Genomic DNA, 24577 nt, shown 5'->3' with positions numbered 1-24577 from the left:
GCCGAATGCCATCAGATTGACCGCGGACAATGTCCATCTCCCTCCCCAGCGGTCGACGCGACCTCGGGTCGCTGTCGCGGATTGTTGCCATTCGGTCATAATCGGCCCTTATATTTGTCACACTGCGTCCGTCCCGGGCCCTGGAGTCTGCTGTGAGCTTTACCCCTGCCAACCGCCTGTTCCCCGCAACCCGCCTGCGCCGCAACCGCCGTGACGACTTCTCCCGCCGGCTGGTGCGCGAAAACGTCCTGACCGTCGACGACCTGATCCTCCCGGTATTCGTACTGGACGGTGAGAACCGCCGCGAAACCGTGTCCTCGATGCCTGGCGTCGAGCGCCTGTCCATCGACCTGCTGCTCAAGGAAGCAGAGGCCTGGGTCGAGCTGGGCATTCCGGCGCTGGCGCTGTTCCCGGTGACCCCGCTGGAAAAGAAATCCCTCGACGGCGCCGAGGCGTGGAACCCCGACGGCATCGCCCAGCGTGCCATCCGCGCCCTGCGTGATCGTTTCCCGGAGCTGGGCGTGATCAGCGACGTGGCCCTGGACCCGTTCACCACCCACGGCCAGGATGGCATCCTCGACGAGAACGGCTACGTGCAGAACGACGTGACCGTCGATGCACTGGTCAAGCAGGCGCTGTCCCACGCCGAAGCCGGCGCCCAGGTGGTGGCCCCCTCGGACATGATGGACGGCCGCATCCAGGCCATTCGCGAAGCCCTGGAACTGGCGGATTTCCCCAACGTGCGCATCATGGCCTACTCGGCCAAGTACGCCAGCGCCTACTACGGTCCCTTCCGTGATGCGGTCGGCTCCGCCGCCAACCTCGGCAAGGGCAACAAGGCCAGCTACCAGATGGACCCTGCCAACACCGACGAGGCCCTGCACGAAGTCGCAGCCGACCTGGCCGAAGGCGCCGACATGGTGATGGTCAAGCCGGGCATGCCTTACCTCGACATCGTTCGTCGGGTGAAGGATGAATTCCGCGTGCCGACCTTTGTCTATCAGGTCAGTGGTGAGTACGCCATGCACATGGCGGCGATCCAGAACGGCTGGTTGAGCGACGCCGTCATCCTCGAATCCCTGGTGGCCTTCAAACGCGCCGGCGCCGATGGCATCCTCACCTATTTCGCCGTGCGCGCCGCAGAAATGCTCAAGACGGGAGCCTGATCTCCCCCCAGGAACTGCAGATGAACACTGAAGGACTCAATCCCAGCGCTTTGCTCGAACCCCTGAAGGAGGCCACCGAAATTCCGGTGGCTCCGCCGGCCCCCGAGGTCCCCGCCGTCGATGCGGTGCCTGCCGCCACGGCTCCTGTGCCGGCGCCGCTGATGGTGCCGAGCCTGGATGACAGCAGCCTGTACATCCACCGCGAACTGTCCCAGTTGCAGTTCAACATCCGCGTGCTGGAGCAGGCGCTGGATGAGTCCTATCCGCTGCTCGAACGTCTGAAGTTCCTGCTGATCTTTTCCAGCAACCTCGACGAGTTCTTCGAGATCCGTGTCGCAGGCCTGAAGAAGCAGATCACCTTCGCCCGTGAACAAGCCGGTGCCGACGGCCTGCTGCCGCATCAGGCCATGGCGCGCATCAGCGAAGTGGTGCACGAGCAGGTCCACCGCCAGTACAACATCCTCAACGACATCCTGTTGCCGGAACTGGCCAAGCACCAGGTCAACTTCATTCGCCGCCGCTACTGGACCGCCAAGCTGAAGGCCTGGGTGCGTCGTTACTTCCGTGACGAGATCGCGCCGATCATCACCCCCATCGGCCTGGATCCGACTCACCCCTTCCCGCTGCTGGTGAACAAGAGCCTGAACTTCATCGTCGAACTGGAAGGCGTCGACGCCTTCGGCCGCGATTCCGGCCTGGCGATCATCCCGGCACCGCGCCTGTTGCCGCGCGTCATCCGCGTGCCCGAGGACATCGGCGGTCCGGGGGACAACTTCGTCTTCCTGTCCTCGATGATCCATGCCCATGCCGACGACCTGTTCCCCGGCATGAAGGTGAAGGGTTGCTACCAGTTCCGCCTGACCCGCAACGCCGACCTCTCGGTGGACACCGAAGATGTCGACGACCTCGCCCGCGCGCTGCGCGGCGAACTGTTCTCGCGCCGCTACGGCGACGCGGTACGCCTGGAAGTGGCGGATACCTGCCCGAAGAACCTCTCTGACTACCTGCTCAAGCAGTTCAACCTGGGCGAGAGCGAGCTTTACCAGGTCAACGGCCCGGTGAACCTGACCCGCCTGTTCAGCATTACCGGCCTGGAAAGCCATCCGGAGCTGCAGCACCCGTCCTTCACCCCGGTGATCCCCAAGCTGCTGCAGAAGGCCGAGAACCTGTTCAGCGTGGTGGGCAAGCAGGACATCCTGCTGCTGCACCCCTTCGAATCCTTCACTCCTGTAGTGGACTTCCTGCGCCAGGCCGCCAAGGACCCGAACGTCCTGGCGATCAAGCAGACCCTCTACCGCGCCGGTGCCAACTCCGAGATCGTCGACTCCCTGGTGGAAGCAGCGCGTAACGGCAAGGAGGTCACCGCGGTGATCGAGCTGCGTGCGCGTTTCGACGAGGAATCCAACCTGCAGCTGGCGAGCCGCCTGCAGCAGGCAGGCGCCGTGGTGATCTACGGCGTGGTGGGCTTCAAGACCCACGCCAAGATGATGCTGATCCTGCGTCGCGAGAACGGCGAGCTGCGCCGCTATGCCCACCTGGGCACGGGTAACTACCACGCCGGCAACGCGCGCCTGTACACCGACTACAGCATGCTCACCGCCGACGATGCGCTCTGCGAGGACCTGCACAAGCTGTTCAACCAGCTGATCGGCATGGGCAAGACGCTGCGCATGAAGAAGCTGCTGCACGCGCCCTTCACCCTGAAGAAGACGCTGCTCGACATGATCGCCCGCGAGGCCCAGCACGCCAGCGAAGGAAAGCCGGCGCACATCATGGTCAAGGTCAACGCGCTGACCGATCCCAAGGTCATCCGTGCTTTGTACAAGGCCAGCCAGAGCGGCGTGCGCATCGACCTCGTGGTCCGTGGCATGTGCTGCCTGCGCCCGGGCATCCCCGGCGTGTCACACAACATCCAGGTGCGCTCGATCATCGGCCGCTTCCTCGAACACAGCCGGATCTACTACTTCCTCAATGGCGGCGACGAGAAGATGTACCTCTCCAGTGCCGACTGGATGGAGCGCAACCTCGACATGCGCGTCGAGACCTGCTTCCCGGTGGAAGGCAAGAAACTGCTGACCCGCGTGAAGAAAGAGCTCGAGGCCTACATCAGCGACAACACCCAGAGCTGGGTGCTGCAGCCGGACGGCCGCTACCTGCGCAACAGCCCGAGCGGCAACCAGAACTCGCGCAACGCCCAGGCTACCTTGCTGGACAAACTGACCAACCCGCCGATCAGCGCACGCTGAGCGCACCAACGAAAAACGGGGCCTGAGTGCCCCGTCTTCATTTGAACCTGAACTCTCTTGGGAGCGAATTCATTCGCGAAACGGTCCGAAGGACCGTCGTGGGACTGGAGCAACGGACAGCTGCGCTGTCCTTCGCGAATGAATTCGCTCCTACAGGTTTCAGCTCACCTTCAGCTCGAACTCGATGCGCTTAAGCCACCCGGCTTCCTGCTCGAAGTCGGCCTGGGTCAACGGGTTGGCTTCCAGCCAGCCTTCAGGGAACCGCACCTCGAGCGTATTGTTCGAGGCGCTCAACTTCACCCTGGGCATGGCGGACGTGCCACGGATGTGGTGGAAGAGGATGGCGAAGCGCAGCAGCACGCAAAGGCGCAGCAGCTTCACGCCTTCCTCGCCGAATTCGGCGAAGCGGTCCTTGGGGATGTTGCGGCGGTGGCCGCGCACCAGGAGGGCCAGCATCAGCTGGTCCTGACGGGAGAAACCGGCCAGGTCCGAGTGCTCGATCAGGTAGGCGCCGTGCTTGTGATAGTGGTAGTGGGCGATGTCCATGCCGATTTCATGCACGCGCGCCCCCCACAGCAGCAGGTCGCGGTGCCAGTCATCATCCAGCCCCCAACTGGTGGCGACCTGTTCCAGGGCGGCCAGTGCCTTGGCTTCGACCCGTGCGGCTTGCTCCAGGTCCACGTGGCAGCGCTCCATCAACGCACTCAGGGTGCGCTCGCGAACGTCCTCGTGGTGGTGGCGTCCCAGCAGGTCGTAGAGCACGCCTTCGCGCAGGGCGCCTTCGGAATGGGTCATTCGTGTGAGATCAAGGGCCTCGAAGATGGCTTCGGTAATCGCCAGGCCGGCCGGGAAAATCGGGCGGCGGTCCGGCTTGATGCCGTCCAGGTCGAGCTTTTCCACATCGCCGAGCTTGAACAGCTTGCGCTTGAGCCAGGCCAACCCCTCGGGGTTGATCTCGCCGTTGCCGAGCCCCGCGGCCTGGATTGCCAGGCCGACGGCGCGGATGGTGCCGGAGGCGCCGACGGCCTCCTGCCAGCCGAGGCGGCGCAGGCTGTACTCGATGCCCATCAGCTCCAGGCGCGCGGCAGTGTAGGCCTGCGCATAGCGCGCCGGGGTGACCTTGCCGTCGCGGAAGTAGCGCTGGGTGTAACTGACGCAGCCCATCTGCAGGCTTTCCCGCAGTTGCGATTCGAAACGCTGGCCGATGATGAATTCGGTACTGCCGCCACCGATGTCCGCCACCAGGCGACGGCCGGGTGTGTCCGGCAGGGTATGGGAGACGCCCAGATAGATCAGGCGCGCTTCCTCGCGGCCGGAGATGACTTCCACCGGATGCTCGAGGATTTCCTCGGCGCGGCGGATGAATTCGGCGCGGTTGTGCGCCTCGCGCAGGGCGTTGGTGCCGACGATGCGCACCGCGCCTTCCGGCAGGCCGGCGATCATCTGGGCAAAGCGGCGCAGGCATTCGAGGCCGCGCAGCATGGACTCTTCGCTGAGGTTGCGTTCTTCGTCCAGGCCGGCTGCCAACTGGACCTTGTCGCCGAGCCGTTCCAGGATGCGGATCTCACCATGGTCGACCTTGGCTACCACCATGTGGAAGCTGTTCGATCCTAGGTCGATGGCGGCGATCAGGGACGGGATTTCGGCAGGCTTTTGCGGCATGGTTTCGGGTCTCGAGGCTGAACCGCGCAATCCTGCCACGGTTGTCCGGTCGAGCCAATGCGAATAGAGGTACGTCCGTACCAATGTGGCGCGAGCCTGGAGCGGTGGGATGGATGCGCCTTTCTTTGGCGAATGACTGGCTGTCCACACTATAGGTGGGATATGACAGTCGCGCGTTGCCGGTTCCGAATGTCCGCCGGCCCGGCATCCTGATCGGTAGCCGGATTGACGCCGGCGGCTGCATCCATCAGTTTTGCCCGATGTCGCCATAGCAAAGCTCAATCACCACCGGCTTTCGGTCCCTGGAAAGCCGGGATATGATGGCTCCACTTTTTTGCTTCCGAACACGGAGAGATCCTTCCATGAGCGAATTCATCACCAACGTCTCTGATGCCAGCTTCGAGCAGGACGTGCTCAAGGCCGACGGCGCGGTGCTGGTCGACTACTGGGCCGAGTGGTGCGGTCCCTGCAAGATGATTGCTCCGGTCCTCGACGAAATCGCCAAGGACTACCAGGGCAAACTGAAAGTCTGCAAGCTGAACATCGACGAGAACCAGGACACTCCGCCGAAGTATGGCGTGCGTGGCATCCCGACCCTGATGCTGTTCAAGAACGGCAACGTCGAAGCCACCAAGGTAGGCGCCCTGTCCAAGTCCCAGCTGGCCGCCTTCCTCGACGCCAACATCTGATTCCGCGCGGCCTCCCGTGCCGCCGGAACAGCATCCGAAGCGTCCCGGAAAAGCCCCGCGAAATGCGGGGCTTTTTCATTGAACTGCACTAGACTCCCCGTTGCGCCGGTGTTACATTCGGACCGCTGCTCGTTCTTGCAGCCCTCCACGCCGTCGCCGACGCACTCCTAATTCGAATAAGCACAGCGATCCTGTCGCCTTCTTTGCGGCGCGGCCTAAAAAGCTCAACGCTTTCCCTTCTTCTTTTCTACCAACGTCATTCCTATGAATCTGACCGAACTCAAGCAAAAGCCGATTGGCGAACTTCTGGAAATGTCCGACGCCATGGGCCTGGAGAACATGGCCCGTTCGCGCAAGCAGGACATCATCTTCGCCCTGCTGAAGAAGCACGCGAAGAGCGGCGAGGAGATCTCCGGTGACGGCGTGCTGGAGATTCTCCAGGACGGCTTCGGCTTCCTGCGCTCCGCCGACTCTTCCTACCTGGCCGGCCCGGACGACATCTATGTCTCGCCCAGCCAGATCCGTCGCTTCAACCTGCGAACCGGCGACACCATAGTCGGCAAGATTCGTCCTCCGAAGGAAGGCGAGCGTTACTTCGCGTTGCTCAAGGTCGATTCCATCAACTTCGATCGTCCCGAGAACGCCAAGAACAAGATCCTGTTCGAAAACCTCACGCCCCTGTTCCCCAATGAGCGCCTGAAGATGGAAGCCGGCAACGGCTCCACTGAAGACCTCACCGGCCGCGTGATCGATCTCTGCGCGCCGATCGGCAAGGGACAGCGCGGCCTGATCGTCGCTCCGCCGAAAGCGGGCAAGACCATCATGCTGCAGAACATTGCGGCCAACATCACCCGCAACAACCCCGAGTGCCACTTGATCGTCCTCTTGATCGACGAGCGCCCGGAAGAAGTGACCGAGATGCAGCGCACCGTGCGCGGCGAAGTGGTCGCCTCCACCTTCGACGAACCGCCGACCCGCCACGTGCAGGTCGCCGAGATGGTGATCGAGAAGGCCAAGCGCCTGGTCGAGCACAAGAAGGACGTGGTCATCCTGCTGGACTCCATCACCCGTCTGGCCCGTGCCTACAACACCGTGATCCCGAGCTCCGGCAAGGTGCTCACCGGTGGTGTCGATGCCCATGCCCTGGAGAAGCCCAAGCGTTTCTTCGGCGCCGCTCGCAACATCGAGGAAGGCGGCTCGCTGACCATCCTCGCCACCGCGCTGGTCGAAACCGGCTCGAAGATGGACGAGGTGATCTACGAGGAGTTCAAGGGCACCGGCAACATGGAACTGCCGCTGGACCGCCGCATCGCCGAGAAGCGCGTGTTCCCCGCCATCAACATCAACAAGTCCGGCACCCGCCGCGAAGAGCTGCTGACTGCCGAAGACGAGCTGCAGCGCATGTGGATCCTGCGCAAGCTGCTGCACCCGATGGACGAGATCGCTGCCATCGAGTTCCTGCTCGACAAGTTGAAAGACACCAAGACCAACGATGAGTTCTTCATGTCGATGAAGCGCAAGTAAGTCTTGGATGTGCCGCAAAGGCCGGGGAAACCCGGCTTTTGCGTTTCTGCACTGGCCCTTTGTTCTTCTGAATAACCCAGTTCGGCGCTAAACTTTGCGCCCCGACCTGCACGCCCTGAGAGGCTCAAGCATGCAGTATCGCGATCTGCGCGAATTCATCAGTGGCCTGGAACAGCGTGGCGAGCTCAAGCGCATCGCCACTCCGGTTTCGCCTGTGCTGGAAATGACCGAAATCTGCGACCGCACCTTGCGCAAGCAGGGACCGGCGCTGCTTTTCGAAAAGCCCACCGGCTTCGATATCCCGGTGCTCGGCAACCTCTTCGGCACCCCCGGGCGCGTGGCCCTGGGAATGGGCGCCGAGGATGTCGGCGAGCTGCGCGAGATCGGCAAGCTGCTGGCCTTCCTCAAGGAGCCCGAGCCGCCCAAGGGCCTGAAGGACGCCTGGTCCAAGCTGCCCATCTTCAAGAAGGTCATCGCCATGGCGCCCAAGGTGCTCAAGGATGGCCCCTGCCAGGAAGTGGTGGAGGAGGGCGACGACGTCGACCTCACCAGGCTGCCGGTGCAGACCTGCTGGCCGGGCGATGTCGCCCCGCTGATCACCTGGGGCCTGACCGTCACCCGTGGCCCGAACAAGGAGCGGCAGAACCTCGGCATCTATCGCCAGCAGGTGATCGGCCGCAACAAGGTCATCATGCGTTGGCTGAGCCATCGGGGCGGCGCGCTGGACTACCGCGAGTGGTGCGCGAAGCACCCGGGCGAGCCTTTCCCCGTGGCGGTGGCCCTGGGGGCCGATCCGGCGACCATCCTCGGCGCCGTGACCCCGGTACCGGACACCCTGTCCGAGTACGCCTTCGCCGGCCTGCTGCGGGACAACCGCACCGAACTGGTGAAGTGCATCGGCAGCGACCTGCAGGTGCCAGCCAGTGCCGAAATCGTCCTCGAAGGGGTGATCCACCCTGGCGAAATGGCCGATGAAGGCCCTTACGGCGACCACACCGGCTACTACAACGAGGTGGACAGCTTCCCGGTGTTCACCGTGGAGCGCATCACCCGCCGGCAAAAGCCGATCTACCACAGCACCTATACCGGCCGGCCGCCGGATGAGCCGGCCATCCTCGGCGTGGCGCTGAACGAAGTCTTCGTGCCCATACTGCAGAAGCAGTTCCCCGAGATCGTCGACTTCTACCTGCCGCCGGAGGGCTGCTCCTACCGGATGGCGGTGGTGACCATGAAGAAGCAGTACCCGGGCCACGCCAAGCGCGTAATGCTGGGTGTCTGGTCGTTCCTGCGACAGTTCATGTACACCAAGTTCGTCATAGTCACCGACGACGACGTCAATGCGCGGGACTGGAACGATGTGATCTGGGCCATTACCACGCGCATGGACCCAAAGCGTGACACGGTGATGATCGACAACACGCCGATCGACTACCTGGACTTCGCTTCGCCCATCTCCGGCCTCGGTTCGAAGATGGGCCTGGACGCCACCCACAAGTGGCCGGGCGAGACCAACCGCGAATGGGGCCGGGTGATCGTCCAGGACGAAGCGGTCAAGCGCCGCGTCGATGAGCTCTGGTCTTCTCTGGGAATCGATTGATGCGTGTCACCCTGCAACCTTCCGGCGCGGTCATCCAGACGGCTCCCAACGAGCGCATCCTGGATGCGGCGCGCCGGCTCGGCTACGAGTGCCCGCAAAGCTGCCGCAACGGGAACTGCCATGTTTGCGCGGCCCTGCTGGTGGAGGGGCGGGTACGCCAGAACGGCGCCGAGCTGAGCCAGGGTGAGCTGTTCACCTGCCTGGCCGAGCCCCTGGAAGACTGCGTGCTGCACTGGGACGGCGTGCTGGCCCCGGGCGAGCTGCCGGTGCGCGACATGAGCTGCCAGGTCAGCGAATGCGTGGAAGTGGGCGGCGATGTCTGGCGCGTGCGCCTGCGCGCGCCAGCCGGCAAGCCGCCGCGCTATCACGCCGGGCAGTACCTGCTGATCGAGCGCGACGATGGCGAGTCTTCGGCCTTCTCCATTGCCTCGGCGCCGAGTGCCGGGCGCGAAATCGAACTGCACATCCTCGGCCGTGAAAACAGCGCCAGGGCACTGCTCGCGCAACTCCAGCGCACCGGCATCGCCAGGGTGAAGATGCCCTTCGGCGATACCCACCTGGCGGAGTTGCCGGACGGTCCGCTGGTGTTGATCGCCGCCGGTACCGGCATGGGACAGATGCACAGCCTGATCGAACACTGCCGCGCCACCGGCTTCAAACATCCGGTGCACTTGTATTGGGGCGTGCGCCAGCCGGACGACTTCTACGAGCTGCTCCATTGGAAAGACTGGCAGGGCCTGGAAAACCTGCTCCTGCACAAGGTCGTCAGCGACCCCTGTGATTGGCGGGGCCGTCGTGGCCTGCTGCATGAAGCGGTGTGTGAAGACTTCCCGGACCTCAAGCAGTTGCACGTCTACGCCAGCGGCTCACCGGCGATGGTGTACGCCACCCTGGATGCGCTGGTTGCGGCCGGGATGGATGCCCACCAGATGCGCGCCGACGTATTCGCCTACGCCCCGCGTGGCTGATTAAGCCGCCTGGGGGCGCTGGGGCACCTCGCCGCTTAGCCGGCTGAATGCGTTGGCGCTGCGAACTCCTCCTGCAGCGCCGCGCGGATCCAGCCTTCGAACCACTCCACATCGGCGCTCACCGGCCCCGGGGGCAGCAGCAGCTGGTAGCTCTCCAACTGGACCTCTTCCGCCAGCGGGCGCACCAGGGTGCCGGCGGCCAATTGGTGCTTCACCAGCACCGCATTGGCCAGGGCGATACCGTGGCCGGACTCGGCCATCGACAGCGCGTGGTCATTGCTGACGTAGAGCACGTCCGAACTCACCCGCAGCGAAAGGCCGACAGTGGACAGCCAGAGGTTCCACCATTCTCCATCGTCCACGTGGATCAGCTTGTGCCGTGCGAGCTCTTCCACACTGCTCAGCGTGCCGTGTTCGGCCAGGTAGGACGGCGAGCATACCGGGAACACCGTCGGACGGATCAGCGTGCTGTGGCACTGTGAGTAGATACCCGGCAGACCGTAGACGATGCCCAGGTCGGCGGTCTTGCCGTCCACTTCAGTGAAAGTCGGGTTGGGTTCCACCGCCACCTTCATCCCCGGTCGCTGCTGGCGCAGGGATTCCAGGCGCGGCATCAGCCAGCGCTTGGCGAAGGCGGGCACCACCATGATCTTCAGCCAGCGTGCAGTGCCGCCAGGAGCCAGCTCAAAGCCGGCGTCGGCGATTTGCTGCAAGGCCGTGGATATCTTCGCGTAGTAGCGCTGCCCGGCTGGCGTCAGGCTCACCCCGCGCGGCGTGCGCTCGAACAACTGCACGCCCAGCCAGTCCTCCAGCAGCTTCACGTGGCGGCCGATGGCTGGCTGGGTCACGTGCAGGGCCTTGGAGGCTGCGACATAACTGCCCAGCCGGGCGGCGGCCTCGAAAGCGCGGACGGCATTGAGCGGTGGAAGGCGCTGGATGGACATGGCCTGGGCCTCGGTGAGTGCTGTTAGTTTTTTTAATATCGAATGTAAGAAAATTGAGCTTTTCGCTCAATCACCTTTCTCCGAATATCCGCCTCAGCAGCACCACGACAATAGGAGCCGATAACACGGCCAGCGCTGCATCCGGCGTTTCTCTAGTCCTGCCAGAACAACTACAAGACCCCCCGCCCACCCGCGGGGAAGGAACCGGAGGTTTCACATGAGTGCCCTGCACAGCCTGCAGACGGCAGCGGTTTCGATCCGCTCCGTGCGCAAGGTTTACGGCGATCCGGCCAGTGGTCCCGTGGCGCTGAAATGCGTCGACCTGGACATCCGCGACAACGAATTCTTCACCCTGCTCGGCCCCTCCGGCTGTGGCAAGACCACCCTCCTGCGCATGATCGCCGGCTTCGAGTTCCCCACCAGCGGGGAAATCCGCCTGTACGGCGAGAACATCGCCGACCGACCGCCCTTCGAGCGCCCGGTTAATACGGTGTTCCAGCACTATGCGCTGTTCCCGCACATGAGCATTGCCGAAAACCTGGCCTTCGGCCTGGAATCCCACCCGATGGGCAAGCGCATGGGCAGGGCGGAGGTCGCTGAGCGCGTGCGTGAAATGCTCGCCCTGGTGCAGATGGAGCGCTTCGCCCAGCGCAAGCCGACGCAGCTCTCCGGCGGCCAGCAACAGCGCGTCGCCCTGGCCCGCGCCCTGGCGCCGCATCCCAAGGTGCTGCTGCTGGACGAGCCGCTCTCCGCGCTCGACCTCAAGCTGCGCCAGGCCATGCGTGAGGAGCTGAAGGCGATCCAGGCCAAGACCGGCATCACCTTCATCTTCGTCACCCACGACCAGGAAGAAGCGCTCACCATGTCCGACCGCATCGCCGTGCTCTCCGAGGGCGAGGTGCAGCAGGTCGGCCGTCCGGACGAAATCTACGAGCGTCCGCGTAACCGCTTCGTAGCCGACTTCATCGGTGAGACCAACTTCCTTCCCGCCCGCGTCGAGCACTTCATTGATGAGCGCGCGCACTACCGCATCGCCGGCGACCAGCTGATCGAGGCCGGCATCCGCGAGGGCCTGGAGGTCGGTGCTGAGGTCACCTTGTCGATCCGCCCCGAGCGCCTGCAACTGGTGGCCGAGGACACGCCGTCCGCCGTGCCATGCAGCATCGTCGCGCAGATCTACCTCGGCACCGACCTGCAATATCAGGTGGCGCTGCGTGACGGCGGCAAGCTGACTGTCCGTGCGCCCAACAGTGCCGGCCAGCGTCAGCGCCTGGTGGCCGGGCAGCGCGCCGGGCTGCTGTTCGAGAAGGGCAGCGCCAGCGTCCTGGTGGACTGAGCGGGGGTGAGCATGAACCAGTTATCCACAACCGCCGGCAATTCGCTGGAGCGGCGCAAGGCGCTGCACAGCTTCCTCGGCGTGTCGCCCGCGCTGCTCTCCATCGGGCTGTTCCTGATCGTGCCGATCTTCATCGTGGTCGGCTATTCGCTGATGCAGGCCAACCCCTACGGCGGCGTGAACCAGCACTTCAGCACCGAGGCCTACGTCTCACTGCTGTTCGAGCGCCAACTGGACGACAGCCTGGCTTTCGCCGACTCCTACCTGACGATCGCGTTGCGTTCCATCGGCATCGCCGCCGCGACCACGGCGATCACCCTGGCGGTGGGCTTCCCGGTGGCTGTGTGGCTGGCGATGCAGCCGGCGCATCGTCGCGGCCTGCTGATCTTCCTGATCACCGTGCCGTTCTGGGCCAACCTGCTGATCCGCACCTACGCCTGGATCCTGCTGCTGCGCGGCACCGGCGTCGTCAACGGCACGCTGATGAGCCTGGGCGTGATCCACCAGCCGTTGAACCTGCTGTACACAGACGGCGCCGTGCTGCTGGGCCTGGTCTACACCTACGCGCCCTTTGTGGTCCTGCCGATCTACGCAACCCTGGAGAAGATGGACATGCGCCTGCTCGAAGCCGCCCAGGACCTCTACGCCGGGCGCATCCGCACCCTGCGCAAGGTGGTGCTGCCCATCGCCCGGCCGGGGATTCTCGCCGGCGCCATCCTCACCTTCGTGCCTTGCCTCGGCGCGATGATCGCTCCCGAGCTGCTCGGCGGCGGCACCAAGATGATGCTCGGCAACCTGATCTTCCGGCAGTTCAGCGATGCGCGGAACTGGCCCTTCGGCGCGGCGCTGTCGCTGGTGCTGATGGCCGCGGTGATGCTGGTACTGATGTTCTACGCGATGCGCGCCGAGCGCCTGCGCATCGCCCGGGGAGGTGAATGATGCTGTCGCTGCTGAGCAAACGCCGTCTGGGCGTACAGGATTTCCGTGGTTTCGGCGCGCTGAGTTTCCTGTTCTACCTGTACCTCTACGCGCCCATCGTGGTGCTGGTGGTGCTCTCGTTCAACGCCAACCAGTCCGCCACCGTGTGGACCGGCTTCAGCCTCGACTGGTACCGCGCCGCGTTCGCCAACCAGGCGCTGCGCCAGGCCGCCGGCAACAGCCTGCTGATCGCCGTGTGCGCCAGCGTGGTCGCCACGGCGATCGCCACCCTGGCCGCGCTGGGCACCTCGCGCGGGGCCAGGTTCAAAGGCATGCGCCTGTCCATGGGGGCGATCATGCTGCCGCTGGTACTGCCCGAGATCGTGGTCGGCGTCGCCACCCTGGCGCTGTTCTCCACCCTCGGCCTGTCGCTGGGCTACGGCAACCTGATCATCGCCCATACGGTGTTCTGCATCCCGTTCGCCTACCTGCCGATCCGCGCACGGCTGAACGATATGGACCTGTCCCTGGAGCAGGCCGCCGCCGACCTCTACGCCGGCCCCTGGCGGACCTTCCGCAAGGTCACCCTGCCGCTGCTGACGCCGGGGATCGTCTCCGGGCTGATGCTGGCCTTCATCGTCTCGCTGGATAACTTCGTGATCTCGATGATGGTCTCCCAGGCCGGCACCACCACCTTGCCGATCTTCATCTTCGGCCTGCTGCGCATGGGTGTGACACCCGATGTGAACGCAGTCTCGACCCTGATCCTCGGCGTTTCCGTGCTGTTCGTAACCCTGTCGTACCTGCTTGGCAAGAAGAAAGCCTGAGAGCCCGTCCCATGCCTGTCCGAGCTTGCCCATACGTCGTTGGATGCCGTCTCGAAATGCTCATTTACAGTCGTAAACTGCGCTTTCTCAACTGCTTCCGCCTAGTCTGGGCTGCGCTCGATCAGACCTTGAACGGACTCTCCGCCCACATACCGGAGTAGAAGATGAGCAAACTGATCGCTGCTGTAGGGGCCACGCTGACGTTGGGCCTGGCCGTCACCAACGCGCACGCCGCCGAACAACTCAACGTGGTGAGCTGGAGCGGCTACTTCTCGCCGCCGATCCTGGAGAAGTTCGAGAAGGAAACCGGCATCAAGGTGACCGTGGATTCCTACGATTCCAACGAAACGCTGCTGGCCAAGCTCAAGCAGGGCGGCACTGGTTACGACGTGGCCATCCCCTCCCACCAGTTCGTGCCGATCCTGATCCAGGAGAAGCTGCTGGAGCGCTTCGATCCGGTCAACCAGCCGTACTACGCGAACATCGAAGACAACCTGAAGAAACCCACCTGGGACCCGGAAGGCGCCTATGCCGTGCCCTTCATCTGGGGCACCACCAGCGTCGTGCTCGACAGCGCCAGGTACAGCGGCCCGGCCGACAGCTACTCGGTGCTGTTCACTCCGCCCAAGGAGCTGCAGGGCAGGATCAACATGTTCGACTCCTCCAGCGAGGTGATCGACACCGCCAGCCTGTACCTTGGCATCCCGCTGTGCAGCGAGGATCCCAAGCAGATGCAACAGGTGCTGACCCTGCTGAAGAACCAGAAGGGCTTCGTGAAGACCTACAGCTCCAAGGCTGGTTCGATCCGCGAGAACCTGGCCTCGGGCGAAGTCGACATGTCGATGTTCTGGGGCGGCTCGTCGATGCGTGCGCGTGAGATGAAATCCAGCCTGAAGTACCTCTACCCGAAAGAGGGCGTGATGGCCTGGGTGGACAACCTGGTGATCCCCGCCGGTGCGAAGAACCCGGAGAACGCGAAGAAGTTCATCGCCTTCCTCAGCCAGCCGGAAAACGCGGCGATGACCCAGAACTTCCTCAAGCACCAGAGCCCGATCAGGGGCGTGGAACCCTTCCTCGATGCCAGCCTCAAGGATGCGCCGGAACTGCACATCCCCGAGGGCACCAAGGTGGTGTTCAGCAAGACCTGCGGCGAAGGCGCGATCCGCCTGGCCGACCGTATCTGGACCAACCTGATGCGCTGATTCCCTCGAGGGAACACGGCATGGCGATGCGCGCCTGCGCCGTCTCGGCGCAGCGGCATCGCTCGGCCTGAAGAACGCAACAAGCCCCGCCTGCGGGCGGGGTCGCTGAACCCGACTCAGGCTTGCCGCAAAGCGCAAGCCCCGATGAAAGAAGGCCGCGCTCCATGAGCCAGTACAAGCACAACAACGAACTCGTCCAGCTCCAGGCCCATGAACTGGCCGAACTCATCCGCCTGCGCCAGATCTCCTGCCGAGAAGTCATGCAGGCCCACCTGGCGCAGATCGAGCGCTACAACCCGAAGGTCAACGCCATCATCAGCCTGCAGCCTGAAGAGCAGCTGCTGGCCGAGGCCGACCAGCGAGACGCCGAACTGGCGCGCGGCGAGTATCGCGGCTGGATGCACGGCCTGCCGCACGCCATCAAGGACCTGTCTCTGACGAAGGGCATTCGCACCACCCTCGGCTCGCCGCTGTTCCGCGACTACGTGCCCGAGCGCGACGGCATCATGGTCGAGCGCATCAAGGCAGCCGGCGCCGTGCTGATCGGCAAGACCAACACCCCGGAATTCGGCCTGGGTTCGCACAGCTACAACCCGATCTTCGGCGCCACCGGCTGCGCCTACGCACCGGAGCGCACCGCCGGCGGTAGCAGTGGCGGCGCGGCTGCGGCGCTGGCGCTGCAGATGGTCCCGGTGGCCGACGGCAGCGACATGATGGGCTCGCTGCGCAACCCGGCGGCGTACAACAACATCGTCGGCTTCCGTCCGTCCCAGGGGCGCGTGCCCTTCGACGACAGCGCCGACCTGTTCATCGACCAGCTCGGCTACGAAGGCCCAATGGGCCGCAGCGTGCGCGACGTGGCGCTGTTGCTTTCAGTGCAGGCCGGTGGCGACGCCCGCGCGCCGCTGTCCATCGCCGAAAGCGGCGAACAGTTCGCCGGCAATCTTGCGCGCGACTTCAAGGGCGCGCGTCTGGGCTGGCTGGGCGACCTGGGCGGCCACCTGCCGATGGAGCGCGGCGTGCTGGAGCTGTGCCGCAAATCCTTCGCCGATTTCCAGGCCATTGGCTGCCGCGTCGAGGACACCGCGCTGGGCTTTTCCGCTGAGCGCCTGTGGGATACCTGGCGCACCCTGCGCCACTGGATGGTCGCCGGCTCCCTGGGCGCCGCCTACGCCGACCCGGCCAAGTGCGAGCTGCTCAAGCCCGAGGCCATCTGGGAAGTGGAGAACGGCCTGAAACTCTCGGCCATGGACGTGTTCCGCGCCTCCGCCGCGCGCAGCGACTGGTACCGCGCCATCAACACACTGTTCGAACGCTACGACTACCTGCTGCTGCCCAGCGCCCAGGTGTTCCCGTTCGACAAGACCTGGGATTGGCCGAAAGAGATCGCTGGAAAGTCGATGGACACCTACCACCGCTGGATGGAAGTGGTCATCCCGGCCACCCTGTCCGGTTGCCCGGTGGCCAACGTTCCGGTGGGCTTCAATGAACAGGGGCTGCCCATGGGCATCCAGATCATCGGCAAGCACCAGGCCGACATGGCCGTGCTGCAGCTGGCCCACGCCTATGAGCAGGCTTCGCACTGGTACCCGCGCTGCCCGCCGCCGCTGCTCGCTCGGGACTGAACATTCGCCAGAAGGGGTGACGCATGAACACCAGCTTCTTCCAGGGTCTTCTGCAAAGCATCACCGAGCGGGGCCGGCAATTGCTGGAGTCGCGCGAGCCGGCACCGGGCAATGCCCAGGCGCTGGCGCAGGCTTGCCACAAGCTGATTTCCAGCCATGGTGAAGCCTCGGGCGTAGCGTTGGCGCGGCAGGTGCTGTGTGCCTACCGCGACTGCCCGGAGGCTCAGCAGAAGGCCTTCTTCGACATCCTGCTCAAGGACTTCGCGCCGCCTCACGATGCGCTGGCCGAAGCCTGCCAGCGTTACCTCGACGACCCGTCGTCGGCCAATACCACGGCGCTGTTCCAGGCCAGCGAGCCGCCGCGCCAGGAGCTGTTCCGCCGCTTGAACCAGGCGCCCGGCGGCACCGCCGAGCTGATCGCCATGCGCCGTCTGTTGCTGCAGGAGCTGAAGGCCAGGCCTGAACTGACGGCGGTGGACCACGACCTGCAGCATTTGCTGGCGTCCTGGTTCAACCGCGGTTTCCTGGTGTTGCGGCGCATCGACTGGTCGACTCCGGCGTCGATCCTAGAAAAGATCATCAAGTATGAAGCCGTCCACGCCATCAAGGACTGGGACGACCTGCGCGGTCGCCTGCAGCCGGCGGATCGTCGCTGCTTCGCCTTTTTCCACCCGGCGCTGGCTGACGAGCCGCTGATCTTCGTCGAGGTGGCGCTTACCCGCGCCATGCCCGGCGCGATTGCAGACATTCTCGAGCCTGGCTCCGGGGCGCAACCTGCGGAAGAACCGGACACCGCGGTGTTCTACTCCATCAGCAACTGCCAGGACGGCCTGCGCGGCATTTCCTTCGGCAACTTCCTGATCAAGCAGGTGGTGGAAGAACTGGCGCGGGAAATTCCCGGCCTGCGCCATTACGTCACTCTGTCGCCGGTACCCGGCTTGCGTCGCTGGCTCGACGGCCTGGGTGATGACCCGCAACTGGGCGCGGCGGCGGCCGAGCTGCTCAAGGCCCTCAAGCCCGACGCACCGCCACCGCCGCGCACCGAGCAGCCGCTGCTGGCGCTGGCCGCCGAATACTTCCTGCACGCCAAGAACGGTGCCGGTTTGCCGCTGGACCCAGTGGCGCGCTTCCACCTGGGCAACGGCGCCCGCCTGGAACGCCTGAACTGGCGCGGCGACCTCTCCGTCAGCGGCCTGCGCCAGGCCGCCGGGCTGATGGTCAATTACCGCTACGAACTGCGCCAGATCGAAAAGAACCACGAAGCCTACGCCAACCAGGGCGCGGTTGCGGCCTCCCCGGAGGTGCGCAAGCTCGCGACCCTGTCAGCGAAAACAAAACGCTAGGACCTCCCCATGAACCAGAGCCTTTTCGCCGAAGTCGGCAAACACCTGCCCAGCGACCTTTCCAAACCCTTCATCCGCACGCCCGAGGGCGGCGGCTACAGCTATGCCGACATGCTGCGCAGCACCTCGCAGTTCGCCCACGCGCTGGTTGAGCTCGGCGTGCAGCCGGGCGACCGCGTTGCCGTGCAGGTCGACAAAAGCCCCGAGACGGTGATGCTCTACCTCGCCGTGCTGCGCGTCGGCGCGGTGTACCTGCCACTCAACAGCGGTTATACGGGCGAAGAGCTGCGCTACTTCCTCGACGATGCCGAGCCATCGCTGTTCGTCTGTGCGCCGGCCTTCGACGCGCAAGCCCGCGAGTTGGCCCAAGCCAGCGGCGTAGCCCGCGTGGCGACCCTGGGTGACGCCGGCGACGGGTCGCTGATGGATGCGGTGCATGGCAAGCCGGGCCGCTTCGTCGACGTGCCGCGTGCCTCGACCGACCTCGCCGCGATCCTCTACACCTCCGGTACCACCGGGCGCTCCAAGGGCGCGATGATCAGCCACGGCAACCTGGTCTCCAATGCCCTCGCGCTGGTGCAGTCCTGGCAGATCAGCCCCTCCGACTGGCTGCTCCACGCGCTGCCGATCTTCCACATCCACGGCCTGTTCGTGGCCATCAACAGCCTGCTGATGGCGGGCGGATCGATGCTGTTCCTCGCCAAGTTCGACGCCGCTGAAATCCTCCGCCTGCTGCCGCAGGTGAATCTGCTGATGGGCGTGCCGACCTTCTATACCCGCCTGCTCGACCAGAGCGGCCTGACCCGCGAGGCGGTGGCGCACATGCGCCTGTTCATCTCCGGCTCCGCGCCGCTTACCGCCGAGACCCACCGCGCCTTCTCCGAGCGCACCGGCATGGCGATCCTCGAGCGCTACGGCATGACCGAGACCGGCATGAACACCTCCAACCCGCTGGAGGGCGAGCGTATCGCCGGCACCGTCGGCTTCCCGTTGCCGGGCGTCGAGTTGCGCATCACCGATCCCGGCCAGTCTGAGCCCACTGTGCTGCCGCAGGGCGAGCCGGGGATGATCGAGGTACGCGGGCCGAACGTGTTCCAGGGTTACTGGCGCATGCCGGAGAAGACCGCCGAGGAGTTGCGCGCCGACGGCTATTTCATGACCGGCGACATCGGCTTCATCGACGACAAGGGCTACGTGCAGATCGTCGGCCGCAGCAAGGACATGATCATCAGCGGCGGCTACAACGTGTACCCGAAGGAGCTGGAGCAGATCCTCGATACCCTGCCGGGCGTGGCCGAATCGGCGGTGATCGGCGTGCCGCACCCGGACTTCGGCGAAGGCGTCACCGCCGTGCTGGTGGCCACCAGGGATCACGCGCCGAGCGAGGCGGAAATCCTCGCCGCCCTGGACGGCAAGCTGGCGCGCTTCAAGCAGCCCAAGCGGGTGATGGTGGTCGACGCGCTACCACGCAATGTAATGGGCAAGGTGCAGAAGAACGTGCTGCGCGAGCGGTTCAAGTCGCTGTACAACTGAGGCCTCGGGTTCGATTCCGCTCCCTCTCCCTGCCTGGAGAGGGAAACCGCGCAGCCGCTGCCCACAAAAAGCCCCGCCAGAGCGGGGCTTTTGAGTTTTGGCAGGAGCCAGCAATCAGCGGACTTCGACCACGACCTTGCCTACGGCCTGGCGCGTGGCCAGGGCATTGATGGCGTCGGCGGCGCGTTCCAGCGGGAAGGTCTGGGATACCAGCGGCTTGAGCTTGCCTTCGGCGTACCAGGCGAACAGCTGCTGGAAGTTGGCCAGGTTGTCCTGGGGCTGGCGCTGGGCGAAGGAGCCCCAGAATACGCCGACCACCGAAGCCCCCTTGAGCAGCGCGAGGTTCACCGGCAGCTCGGGGATGCGGCCGCTGGCGAAACCCACCACCAGCAGGCGGCCATTCCAGTTGATCGAGCGCATGGCGGCATCGAACAGGTCGCCGCCGACCGGGTCGTAGATCACGTCGGCGCCCTGGCCGCCGGTGAGTTCCTTGACGCGATCCTTGAGGTTCTCCTCGCTGTAGTTGATCAGCGCATCGGCGCCGGCGGCCTTCGCCACTTCAAGCTTCTCCGCGCTGCTGGCGGCGGCGATCACCCGGGCGCCCATGGCCTTGCCGATTTCCACTGCCGCGAGGCCCACGCCACCGGAAGCGCCGAGCACCAGCAGGGTTTCGCCGGGCTGCAGGTTGGCGCGCTGTTTCAGGGCGTGCATCGAGGTGCCGTAGGTCATGCCGAAGGCGGCGGCGGAGTTGAAGTCGATGCCCTTGGGAATCGGCATCACGTTATAGGACGGCACCGCCACCTGCTCGGCGAAGCTCCCCCAGCCAGTCAGCGCCATCACCCGGTCGCCGGGCTTGAGGTGGCTGACCTTCTCGCCCACTGCCGCCACGACGCCAGCCGCCTCGCCGCCCGGGGAGAAGGGGAAGGGGGGCTTGAACTGGTACTTGCCTTCGATGATCAGGGTGTCGGGGAAGTTGACCGCGGCGGCATGCACATCGATCAGGATTTCATTCTTCTTGGGTTCGGGGCTGGCGACTTCCTCCAGCACCAGGGTGTCGGCGGGACCGAAGGCTTTGCACAGGACGGCTTTCATCGCGGAGCTCCTTGGCTTGGGGCGCTGGCCCCGGGCATGTGGCCTTGCAGTGTAGGTGGGGGGCACCGGGGGTCAATCAGCATGGCCGGGCCTGATGGAGCTGCATAAACGGAGGTCTTGGGGGCGGCCGCGCCTGTGGCTATGCTAGGCGCCATTCGTGCTGAGGATGATCCCGGTGAAAAGACTGACTGCAATGCTGCTGGCCCTGACCCTCCCTCTGCTGGTGATGGCCGAAGAGGAGGCCAAGGAAGGCGAGGCGCCCAAGGTCGCCTATATCGACCTGGTGCCGTCCCTGGTAGGCAACTATGGACCGGGTCCGCGCCTGAAGTACTACAAGGCCGACATCTCCCTGCGGGTCACCGGGCCTGAGGCGGAGGAAAAGGTCACGCGCCATGAGCCGCTGATCCGCAACCAGCTGGTGATGCTCTTCTCCCAGCAGACTGACGAGACCCTGAACTCGTCCGATTCCAAGGAAAAGCTGCGCCAGGAAGCCCTCAAGCAGGTGCAGCAGGTCTTGCACGGCGAGGAAGGCGCCCCCCTGGTGGACGACCTGCTGTTCAACAACCTGATCATTCAGCCCTGAGCCTTCTCCCACAGGCAGGTTCGATTGCGTCCTTCGCGTTTCGCCCGGTAGAGCGCGGCGTCACTGCGTGATACCAGGCTGTCGGGCTGGTCCTCGCGGGCCGGGTCTGAGATTGCGATGCCGATGCTCAGGGTCAGCCGCCCCTCCGGGCTGGCGGGATGTTCGATGTCCAGCTCCGCCACCTGCGCCATCACCCGCTCCGCCACATGCCGCGCGCCGTCTTCGGCGGTATTGGCGAGGATGATGGCGAACTCCTCGCCGCCATAACGGCAGGCCACATCGCCTTCGCGTTGCAGGCTCTGCTGCAGGGCCTGGGCGACCCGTCTCAGGGCGTCGTCACCGGCCTGGTGGCCAAGCCGGTCGTTGAATGCCTTGAAGTGATCCACATCCAGCATCAGCAGCGCCAGTGGCGCGCCGAGGCGGCGCAGGCGGCGCCATTCGCCATTCAGCTGGCGGTCGAAGTAGCGGCGGTTGTACAGGCCGGTCAGGCCATCCTGTTGGGACAGCCGCTGCAGGCGCGCTTCCAGTTCCAGGCGTTCGCGATTGTCGCGGGAGACGCCGATCAGGTAGTCACGGCCGTTCAGGCTCACCAGCTGGGCGCTGATTTCCGCTGCCTGGAGGCTGTCGTCGGCGCGGCGCATCTCGCGCTGGAAGATGCCCGAGTCGCCATCCCGACGGGCCTGGCGTACCAGTTCCAGCCAGCTGTGGAAGCCGGGCAGCAGTTGCTCCGGGTCCTCCTTCAGCAAGTGGCGGAAGGCTTCGGCGCTGTAGCCGAGGCTGGCGTGGGTGGCCCGGTTCATGTGCAGGATCTCGCGGCTGGCGAGGTCGAAGATGAACAGGCCATCCTGGCTGAAGTCAGTCAGGTCGAGGACCAGTTGCAAGCGCTCGCGGCTTTCGTTCAGGTCCTGCTCGGCATGTTCGCGCTGGCTGACTTCATCATTCAGGCGCCGATAACCCTCCTGCAGGGCGCTGGCGCGGCGGGCATTCTCAAGAGCCAGGGCGAGGGCGGCGACCAGCAGCAGGCTGGTGAGCAGGCTGGCACCGAGCAGCACCTGGGGCAGGGGCGAGCTGAGCTGTTCCACCAGTTTGCGGGTGGGTGAGAGCTGCAGGGCGAAGTTGCTGTTGTTGAGCAGGTGCAGGGGTACGCGCTGGCTGAGCGGGGTCAGGCTTTCCGGCTGATCCTGCTGGTAGATGGATTGGCCGGATTCCAGTAGCTGCACGCTGAAGTCGCGGTTGTCGAGGCTGGCGAGGAGTGCGTCCATCAGCGGCTCGACGCGAAACACGCCCTGGAGGAAGCCGTCGAAGGTGTGGTCGCTCTGTTCATCCTTGATGTACAGGGGGGTGTAGAGCACGAAACCGCGGCCGCCCTGGACCAGGGGGAAGCTGTTGGACAGCTGCGCCTCGCCACTGGCCTTGGCCTGCATGGCGAGGTTGAAGTTGGGGTGGTTGCGGGTCAGGCGGAAGCCGATCGCCGCCTCGTTGCCCTTCTCGGGCAGTACCCAGCGCATGCGCAGGTCGGCGCCCATCCACTGGATGGACTGGTAGCCGGGAAAGTGCTCGAGGGCGAAGTTGGCTTCCAGGGTCCATTGGTCACGCGGAATCCGGTCCTGATGGTTCCACAGCAGGGCCATGCGGCGCAGGCCCTCGACTTCATCCACCAGGTTGTTTTCCAGTTCGGCGGCCAGAGCGCGAGCCTGGTAGCCGACGCGGTCGCGGATGCGCTCCTGCTGGGCATTTTCCATCTGTTTCCAGAGCAGCAGGCTGGTGCCGCACAGCGCCAGGAAGAGCAGGGCGAGTGTCGTTCGGACCAGCCAGGCGGGATGAGAATGCGACATGGGGACGCTCTGGGGAATTCCCCTTCGTCATAGCACAGGGCCATGTCCGACTCAACGCAGGGCGAGTACCCCGGCCCATTCTTCTTCGGTTACCGGCATTACCGACAGGCGGCTGCCTTTCTGCACCAGCGGCATGCCGGACAACACCGCCTGCTGGCGTAGCTCGCCAAGAGGGATGATCTGCGGAAATGCTTCGACGAACTCCACGTCCAGGGCGCTCCAGGGATTCTTCTCCGGACTGGCCTTGGGGTCGTGGTAGTGGCTCTGCGGATCCAGCGCGGTGGGGTCCGGATAGACCTCTCCGGCGATCCGCGCGATGCCGGCGATGCCCGGTTCCGGGCAGCTCGAGTGATAGAAGAAGAACAGTTCGCCCGGGCGCATGGCGCGCATGAAGTTGCGCGCCTGGTAGTTGCGCACGCCGTCCCAGCGCGCCTTGCCCAGGCGCTGCAGGTCGTGGATGGAAAGTTCGTCGGGTTCGGATTTCATCAGCCAGAAAGGCATGAACTTTGCTCCTGTACGTTCGTCCTTAATTGGGGCTTCCAAGCTTGGAGTCTGGCCGACAGCCGGTTGGCGTCATAAATTGCGTGTTAGCTCACGTTGCCGGAAAATGCCGCGCTTTAAGCTGCTGCCGCCGTACGGTCAAAACCAGAACAACAATTCGCCATCGGTCATCGCGCGAAGTTTGCCTGCAAGGGGGAGGCAATCGATGAAACGCAAGCCAGACATCCTCTGGGTATTGGTCATCATTTTTGGCCTGGGTGTGGTTACCACCGGTTACACGCAGAGCCTGTGGGAACGCCAGAGCAGCGCGCCCGTCAATCTGACCCAACAACCCTGATCCTATCCCGACCGGCACCGCAAGGATCGCGGTGCCGCTGTCAGCCTGCTCAATACCAGCCTCTGTCCGTCACGGTCGCCTGCAGGGCCACGTCCCAGCTGGCCAGTTCCAGCCTGTCCACTTTCTGGCATTCGTGCGCGAGGCCCAGCAGGGTCGGTTTACGCCATTGGCGGCGGCGTGCCAGGTAAGCCAGGCTGCGGTCGTAGAAACCGCCGCCCATCCCCAGTCGTCCGCCGAACTCATCGAAGCCCACCAGGGGCATCATGACCAGGTCCAGTGCCCAGACCTTGCGTTGCTGCGCCTGGTTGGCGCGCGGCTCGAGGATGCGGAAGCGGTTCTTCTGCAGCCGTTCCCCCGGCAGCAGGCGCTGGAACACCATCTTTTCCCGTGGCCAGGCGTTGAGCACCGGCAGGTAGGCACGCTTGCCCCGGCGCTGGGCTTCGCGCAGCAGCGGGCGCGGATCGATCTCGCCGTTGGTGGGCAGGTAGAGGGCGACATGCCGCGCGCGGCGGAATAGTGGATCCTGCGCGAGCTGGCGGTACAGGGCCTTGGCGGCCTGTTTCTGCTGGAGGGGGGTGAGTGCGCGACGGGCCTGGCGGAGCAGGCGGCGCAGGCTCTGGCGGGAGTGGGATCCGGCGCAGATCATGAA

The 24577-nt window shown here is 64.8% G+C and carries 21 protein-coding genes; 15 read left to right on the top strand and 6 right to left on the bottom strand.

Annotated elements, in window-relative coordinates:
- The first annotated feature begins 152 nt into the window (after positions 1–152).
- The gene (hemB, locus tag FXN65_RS26835) at positions 153–1166 is read left to right on the top strand and encodes a porphobilinogen synthase (RefSeq protein WP_151138261.1); all 1014 of its coding nucleotides are present in this window, start codon (positions 153–155) and stop codon (positions 1164–1166) included.
- Between the two features lie 20 nt (positions 1167–1186).
- The gene (ppk1, locus tag FXN65_RS26830) at positions 1187–3412 is read left to right on the top strand and encodes a polyphosphate kinase 1 (protein ID WP_151138258.1); all 2226 of its coding nucleotides are present in this window, start codon (positions 1187–1189) and stop codon (positions 3410–3412) included.
- A gap of 159 nt (positions 3413–3571) precedes the next feature.
- Here the strand turns inward: ppk1 and ppx are convergent, their stop codons facing one another.
- On the bottom strand, positions 3572–5074 hold the full coding sequence (gene ppx, locus FXN65_RS26825) for an exopolyphosphatase (protein ID WP_151138256.1): 1503 nt from the start codon (positions 5072–5074) through the stop codon (positions 3572–3574).
- A gap of 362 nt (positions 5075–5436) precedes the next feature.
- On the opposite strand from ppx, the gene trxA reads away from it, so the two are divergent.
- The 4 genes from trxA (at position 5437) to FXN65_RS26805 (ending at position 9852) form a co-directional block, all read left to right on the top strand.
- Entirely contained in the window at positions 5437–5763 is a 327-nt protein-coding gene (trxA, locus tag FXN65_RS26820; protein ID WP_044873156.1) for a thioredoxin TrxA, read from the top strand.
- Between the two features lie 264 nt (positions 5764–6027).
- On the top strand, positions 6028–7287 hold the full coding sequence (gene rho, locus FXN65_RS26815; RefSeq protein WP_151138253.1) for a transcription termination factor Rho: 1260 nt from the start codon (positions 6028–6030) through the stop codon (positions 7285–7287).
- Between the two features lie 130 nt (positions 7288–7417).
- A complete protein-coding gene (gene ubiD, locus FXN65_RS26810) occupies positions 7418–8884 on the top strand; it encodes a 4-hydroxy-3-polyprenylbenzoate decarboxylase (RefSeq protein ID WP_151138251.1) in 1467 nt (488 codons plus the stop codon).
- Positions 8884–9852, top strand: coding sequence for a CDP-6-deoxy-delta-3,4-glucoseen reductase (locus FXN65_RS26805; protein ID WP_151138248.1), 969 nt, complete (start codon positions 8884–8886; stop codon positions 9850–9852). Before ubiD ends, FXN65_RS26805 begins: the two co-directional genes overlap by 1 nt.
- Positions 9853–9887: 35 nt before the next feature.
- Here FXN65_RS26805 and FXN65_RS26800 read toward each other — a convergent pair whose 3' ends face one another.
- On the bottom strand, positions 9888–10796 hold the full coding sequence (locus tag FXN65_RS26800) for a LysR substrate-binding domain-containing protein (RefSeq protein ID WP_151138246.1): 909 nt from the start codon (positions 10794–10796) through the stop codon (positions 9888–9890).
- A 217-nt stretch (positions 10797–11013) separates the two neighbouring features.
- Between FXN65_RS26800 and FXN65_RS26795 the strand changes: the two genes are divergently transcribed.
- The 7 genes from FXN65_RS26795 to FXN65_RS26765 all read left to right on the top strand — a co-directional run bounded on the left by FXN65_RS26795 (position 11014) and on the right by FXN65_RS26765 (position 19580).
- Entirely contained in the window at positions 11014–12132 is a 1119-nt protein-coding gene (locus FXN65_RS26795) for an ABC transporter ATP-binding protein (RefSeq protein WP_151138243.1), read from the top strand.
- A 12-nt stretch (positions 12133–12144) separates the two neighbouring features.
- Positions 12145–13071, top strand: coding sequence for an ABC transporter permease (locus FXN65_RS26790; protein WP_151138241.1), 927 nt, complete (start codon positions 12145–12147; stop codon positions 13069–13071).
- Positions 13071–13877, top strand: coding sequence for an ABC transporter permease (locus tag FXN65_RS26785; RefSeq protein WP_178119406.1), 807 nt, complete (start codon positions 13071–13073; stop codon positions 13875–13877). Before FXN65_RS26790 ends, FXN65_RS26785 begins: the two co-directional genes overlap by 1 nt.
- Positions 13878–14041: 164 nt before the next feature.
- Positions 14042–15079 carry an ABC transporter substrate-binding protein gene (locus tag FXN65_RS26780; protein ID WP_151138236.1) on the top strand — a complete coding sequence of 346 codons (1038 nt, stop codon included), beginning with the start codon at positions 14042–14044 and terminating at the stop codon, positions 15077–15079.
- 164 nt (positions 15080–15243) lie between these two features.
- Positions 15244–16704, top strand: a complete 1461-nt coding sequence (locus tag FXN65_RS26775) for an amidase (protein WP_151138234.1) — start codon at positions 15244–15246, stop codon at positions 16702–16704.
- A gap of 23 nt (positions 16705–16727) precedes the next feature.
- Complete coding sequence (locus tag FXN65_RS26770; RefSeq protein WP_151138232.1) at positions 16728–18047, top strand: malonyl-CoA decarboxylase; 1320 nt, start codon at positions 16728–16730, stop codon at positions 18045–18047.
- A 9-nt stretch (positions 18048–18056) separates the two neighbouring features.
- A complete protein-coding gene (locus FXN65_RS26765) occupies positions 18057–19580 on the top strand; it encodes a malonate--CoA ligase (RefSeq protein WP_151138229.1) in 1524 nt (507 codons plus the stop codon).
- Between the two features lie 114 nt (positions 19581–19694).
- On the opposite strand, the gene FXN65_RS26760 is transcribed toward FXN65_RS26765, so the two are convergent.
- On the bottom strand, positions 19695–20672 hold the full coding sequence (locus FXN65_RS26760; protein ID WP_151138227.1) for an NADPH:quinone oxidoreductase family protein: 978 nt from the start codon (positions 20670–20672) through the stop codon (positions 19695–19697).
- 175 nt (positions 20673–20847) lie between these two features.
- Here FXN65_RS26760 and FXN65_RS26755 point away from each other — a divergent pair, with 175 nt between their 5' ends.
- Positions 20848–21255 carry a flagellar basal body-associated protein FliL gene (locus tag FXN65_RS26755; protein WP_394351264.1) on the top strand — a complete coding sequence of 136 codons (408 nt, stop codon included), beginning with the start codon at positions 20848–20850 and terminating at the stop codon, positions 21253–21255.
- Here the strand turns inward: FXN65_RS26755 and FXN65_RS26750 are convergent.
- Both FXN65_RS26750 and FXN65_RS26745 read right to left on the bottom strand, forming a co-directional pair.
- Positions 21246–23090: a sensor domain-containing diguanylate cyclase gene (locus FXN65_RS26750; protein WP_151138224.1), complete on the bottom strand. Its 1845-nt coding sequence runs from the start codon at positions 23088–23090 to the stop codon at positions 21246–21248. The genes FXN65_RS26755 and FXN65_RS26750 overlap by 10 nt on opposite strands.
- A gap of 51 nt (positions 23091–23141) precedes the next feature.
- Positions 23142–23591, bottom strand: coding sequence for an EVE domain-containing protein (locus FXN65_RS26745; protein ID WP_151138222.1), 450 nt, complete (start codon positions 23589–23591; stop codon positions 23142–23144).
- A gap of 205 nt (positions 23592–23796) precedes the next feature.
- Here FXN65_RS26745 and FXN65_RS28465 point away from each other — a divergent pair, with 205 nt between their 5' ends.
- A complete protein-coding gene (locus FXN65_RS28465) occupies positions 23797–23928 on the top strand; it encodes a hypothetical protein (protein WP_264158924.1) in 132 nt (43 codons plus the stop codon).
- 49 nt (positions 23929–23977) lie between these two features.
- On the opposite strand, the gene FXN65_RS26740 is transcribed toward FXN65_RS28465, so the two are convergent.
- Positions 23978–24574 carry a 5-formyltetrahydrofolate cyclo-ligase gene (locus tag FXN65_RS26740; protein WP_151138221.1) on the bottom strand — a complete coding sequence of 199 codons (597 nt, stop codon included), beginning with the start codon at positions 24572–24574 and terminating at the stop codon, positions 23978–23980.
- Between the last annotated feature and the right edge of the window lie 3 nt (positions 24575–24577).

It is taken from the genome of Pseudomonas lalkuanensis (assembly GCF_008807375.1).
In the GTDB taxonomy this organism is placed as follows: Bacteria; Pseudomonadota; Gammaproteobacteria; order Pseudomonadales; family Pseudomonadaceae; genus Metapseudomonas; species Metapseudomonas lalkuanensis.
This window is presented reverse-complemented; position numbering and strand designations above follow the sequence as displayed.

Excerpts from the sequence above, each read along its gene's own strand:
- ppk1 (WP_151138258.1), top strand. The coding sequence starts at position 1,187 with ATGAACACTGAAGGACTCAATCCCAGCGCTTTGCTCGAACCCCTGAAG.
- ppx (WP_151138256.1), bottom strand. The coding sequence starts at position 5,074 with ATGCCGCAAAAGCCTGCCGAAATCCCGTCCCTGATCGCCGCCATCGAC.
- trxA (WP_044873156.1), top strand. The coding sequence starts at position 5,437 with ATGAGCGAATTCATCACCAACGTCTCTGATGCCAGCTTCGAGCAGGAC.
- rho (WP_151138253.1), top strand. The coding sequence starts at position 6,028 with ATGAATCTGACCGAACTCAAGCAAAAGCCGATTGGCGAACTTCTGGAA.
- ubiD (WP_151138251.1), top strand. The coding sequence starts at position 7,418 with ATGCAGTATCGCGATCTGCGCGAATTCATCAGTGGCCTGGAACAGCGT.
- FXN65_RS26805 (WP_151138248.1), top strand. The coding sequence starts at position 8,884 with ATGCGTGTCACCCTGCAACCTTCCGGCGCGGTCATCCAGACGGCTCCC.
- FXN65_RS26800 (WP_151138246.1), bottom strand. The coding sequence starts at position 10,796 with ATGTCCATCCAGCGCCTTCCACCGCTCAATGCCGTCCGCGCTTTCGAG.
- FXN65_RS26795 (WP_151138243.1), top strand. The coding sequence starts at position 11,014 with ATGAGTGCCCTGCACAGCCTGCAGACGGCAGCGGTTTCGATCCGCTCC.
- FXN65_RS26790 (WP_151138241.1), top strand. The coding sequence starts at position 12,145 with ATGAACCAGTTATCCACAACCGCCGGCAATTCGCTGGAGCGGCGCAAG.
- FXN65_RS26785 (WP_178119406.1), top strand. The coding sequence starts at position 13,071 with ATGCTGTCGCTGCTGAGCAAACGCCGTCTGGGCGTACAGGATTTCCGT.
- FXN65_RS26780 (WP_151138236.1), top strand. The coding sequence starts at position 14,042 with ATGAGCAAACTGATCGCTGCTGTAGGGGCCACGCTGACGTTGGGCCTG.
- FXN65_RS26775 (WP_151138234.1), top strand. The coding sequence starts at position 15,244 with ATGAGCCAGTACAAGCACAACAACGAACTCGTCCAGCTCCAGGCCCAT.
- FXN65_RS26770 (WP_151138232.1), top strand. The coding sequence starts at position 16,728 with ATGAACACCAGCTTCTTCCAGGGTCTTCTGCAAAGCATCACCGAGCGG.
- FXN65_RS26765 (WP_151138229.1), top strand. The coding sequence starts at position 18,057 with ATGAACCAGAGCCTTTTCGCCGAAGTCGGCAAACACCTGCCCAGCGAC.
- FXN65_RS26760 (WP_151138227.1), bottom strand. The coding sequence starts at position 20,672 with ATGAAAGCCGTCCTGTGCAAAGCCTTCGGTCCCGCCGACACCCTGGTG.
- FXN65_RS26750 (WP_151138224.1), bottom strand. The coding sequence starts at position 23,090 with ATGTCGCATTCTCATCCCGCCTGGCTGGTCCGAACGACACTCGCCCTG.
- FXN65_RS26745 (WP_151138222.1), bottom strand. The coding sequence starts at position 23,591 with ATGCCTTTCTGGCTGATGAAATCCGAACCCGACGAACTTTCCATCCAC.
- FXN65_RS28465 (WP_264158924.1), top strand. The coding sequence starts at position 23,797 with ATGAAACGCAAGCCAGACATCCTCTGGGTATTGGTCATCATTTTTGGC.
- FXN65_RS26740 (WP_151138221.1), bottom strand. The coding sequence starts at position 24,574 with ATGATCTGCGCCGGATCCCACTCCCGCCAGAGCCTGCGCCGCCTGCTC.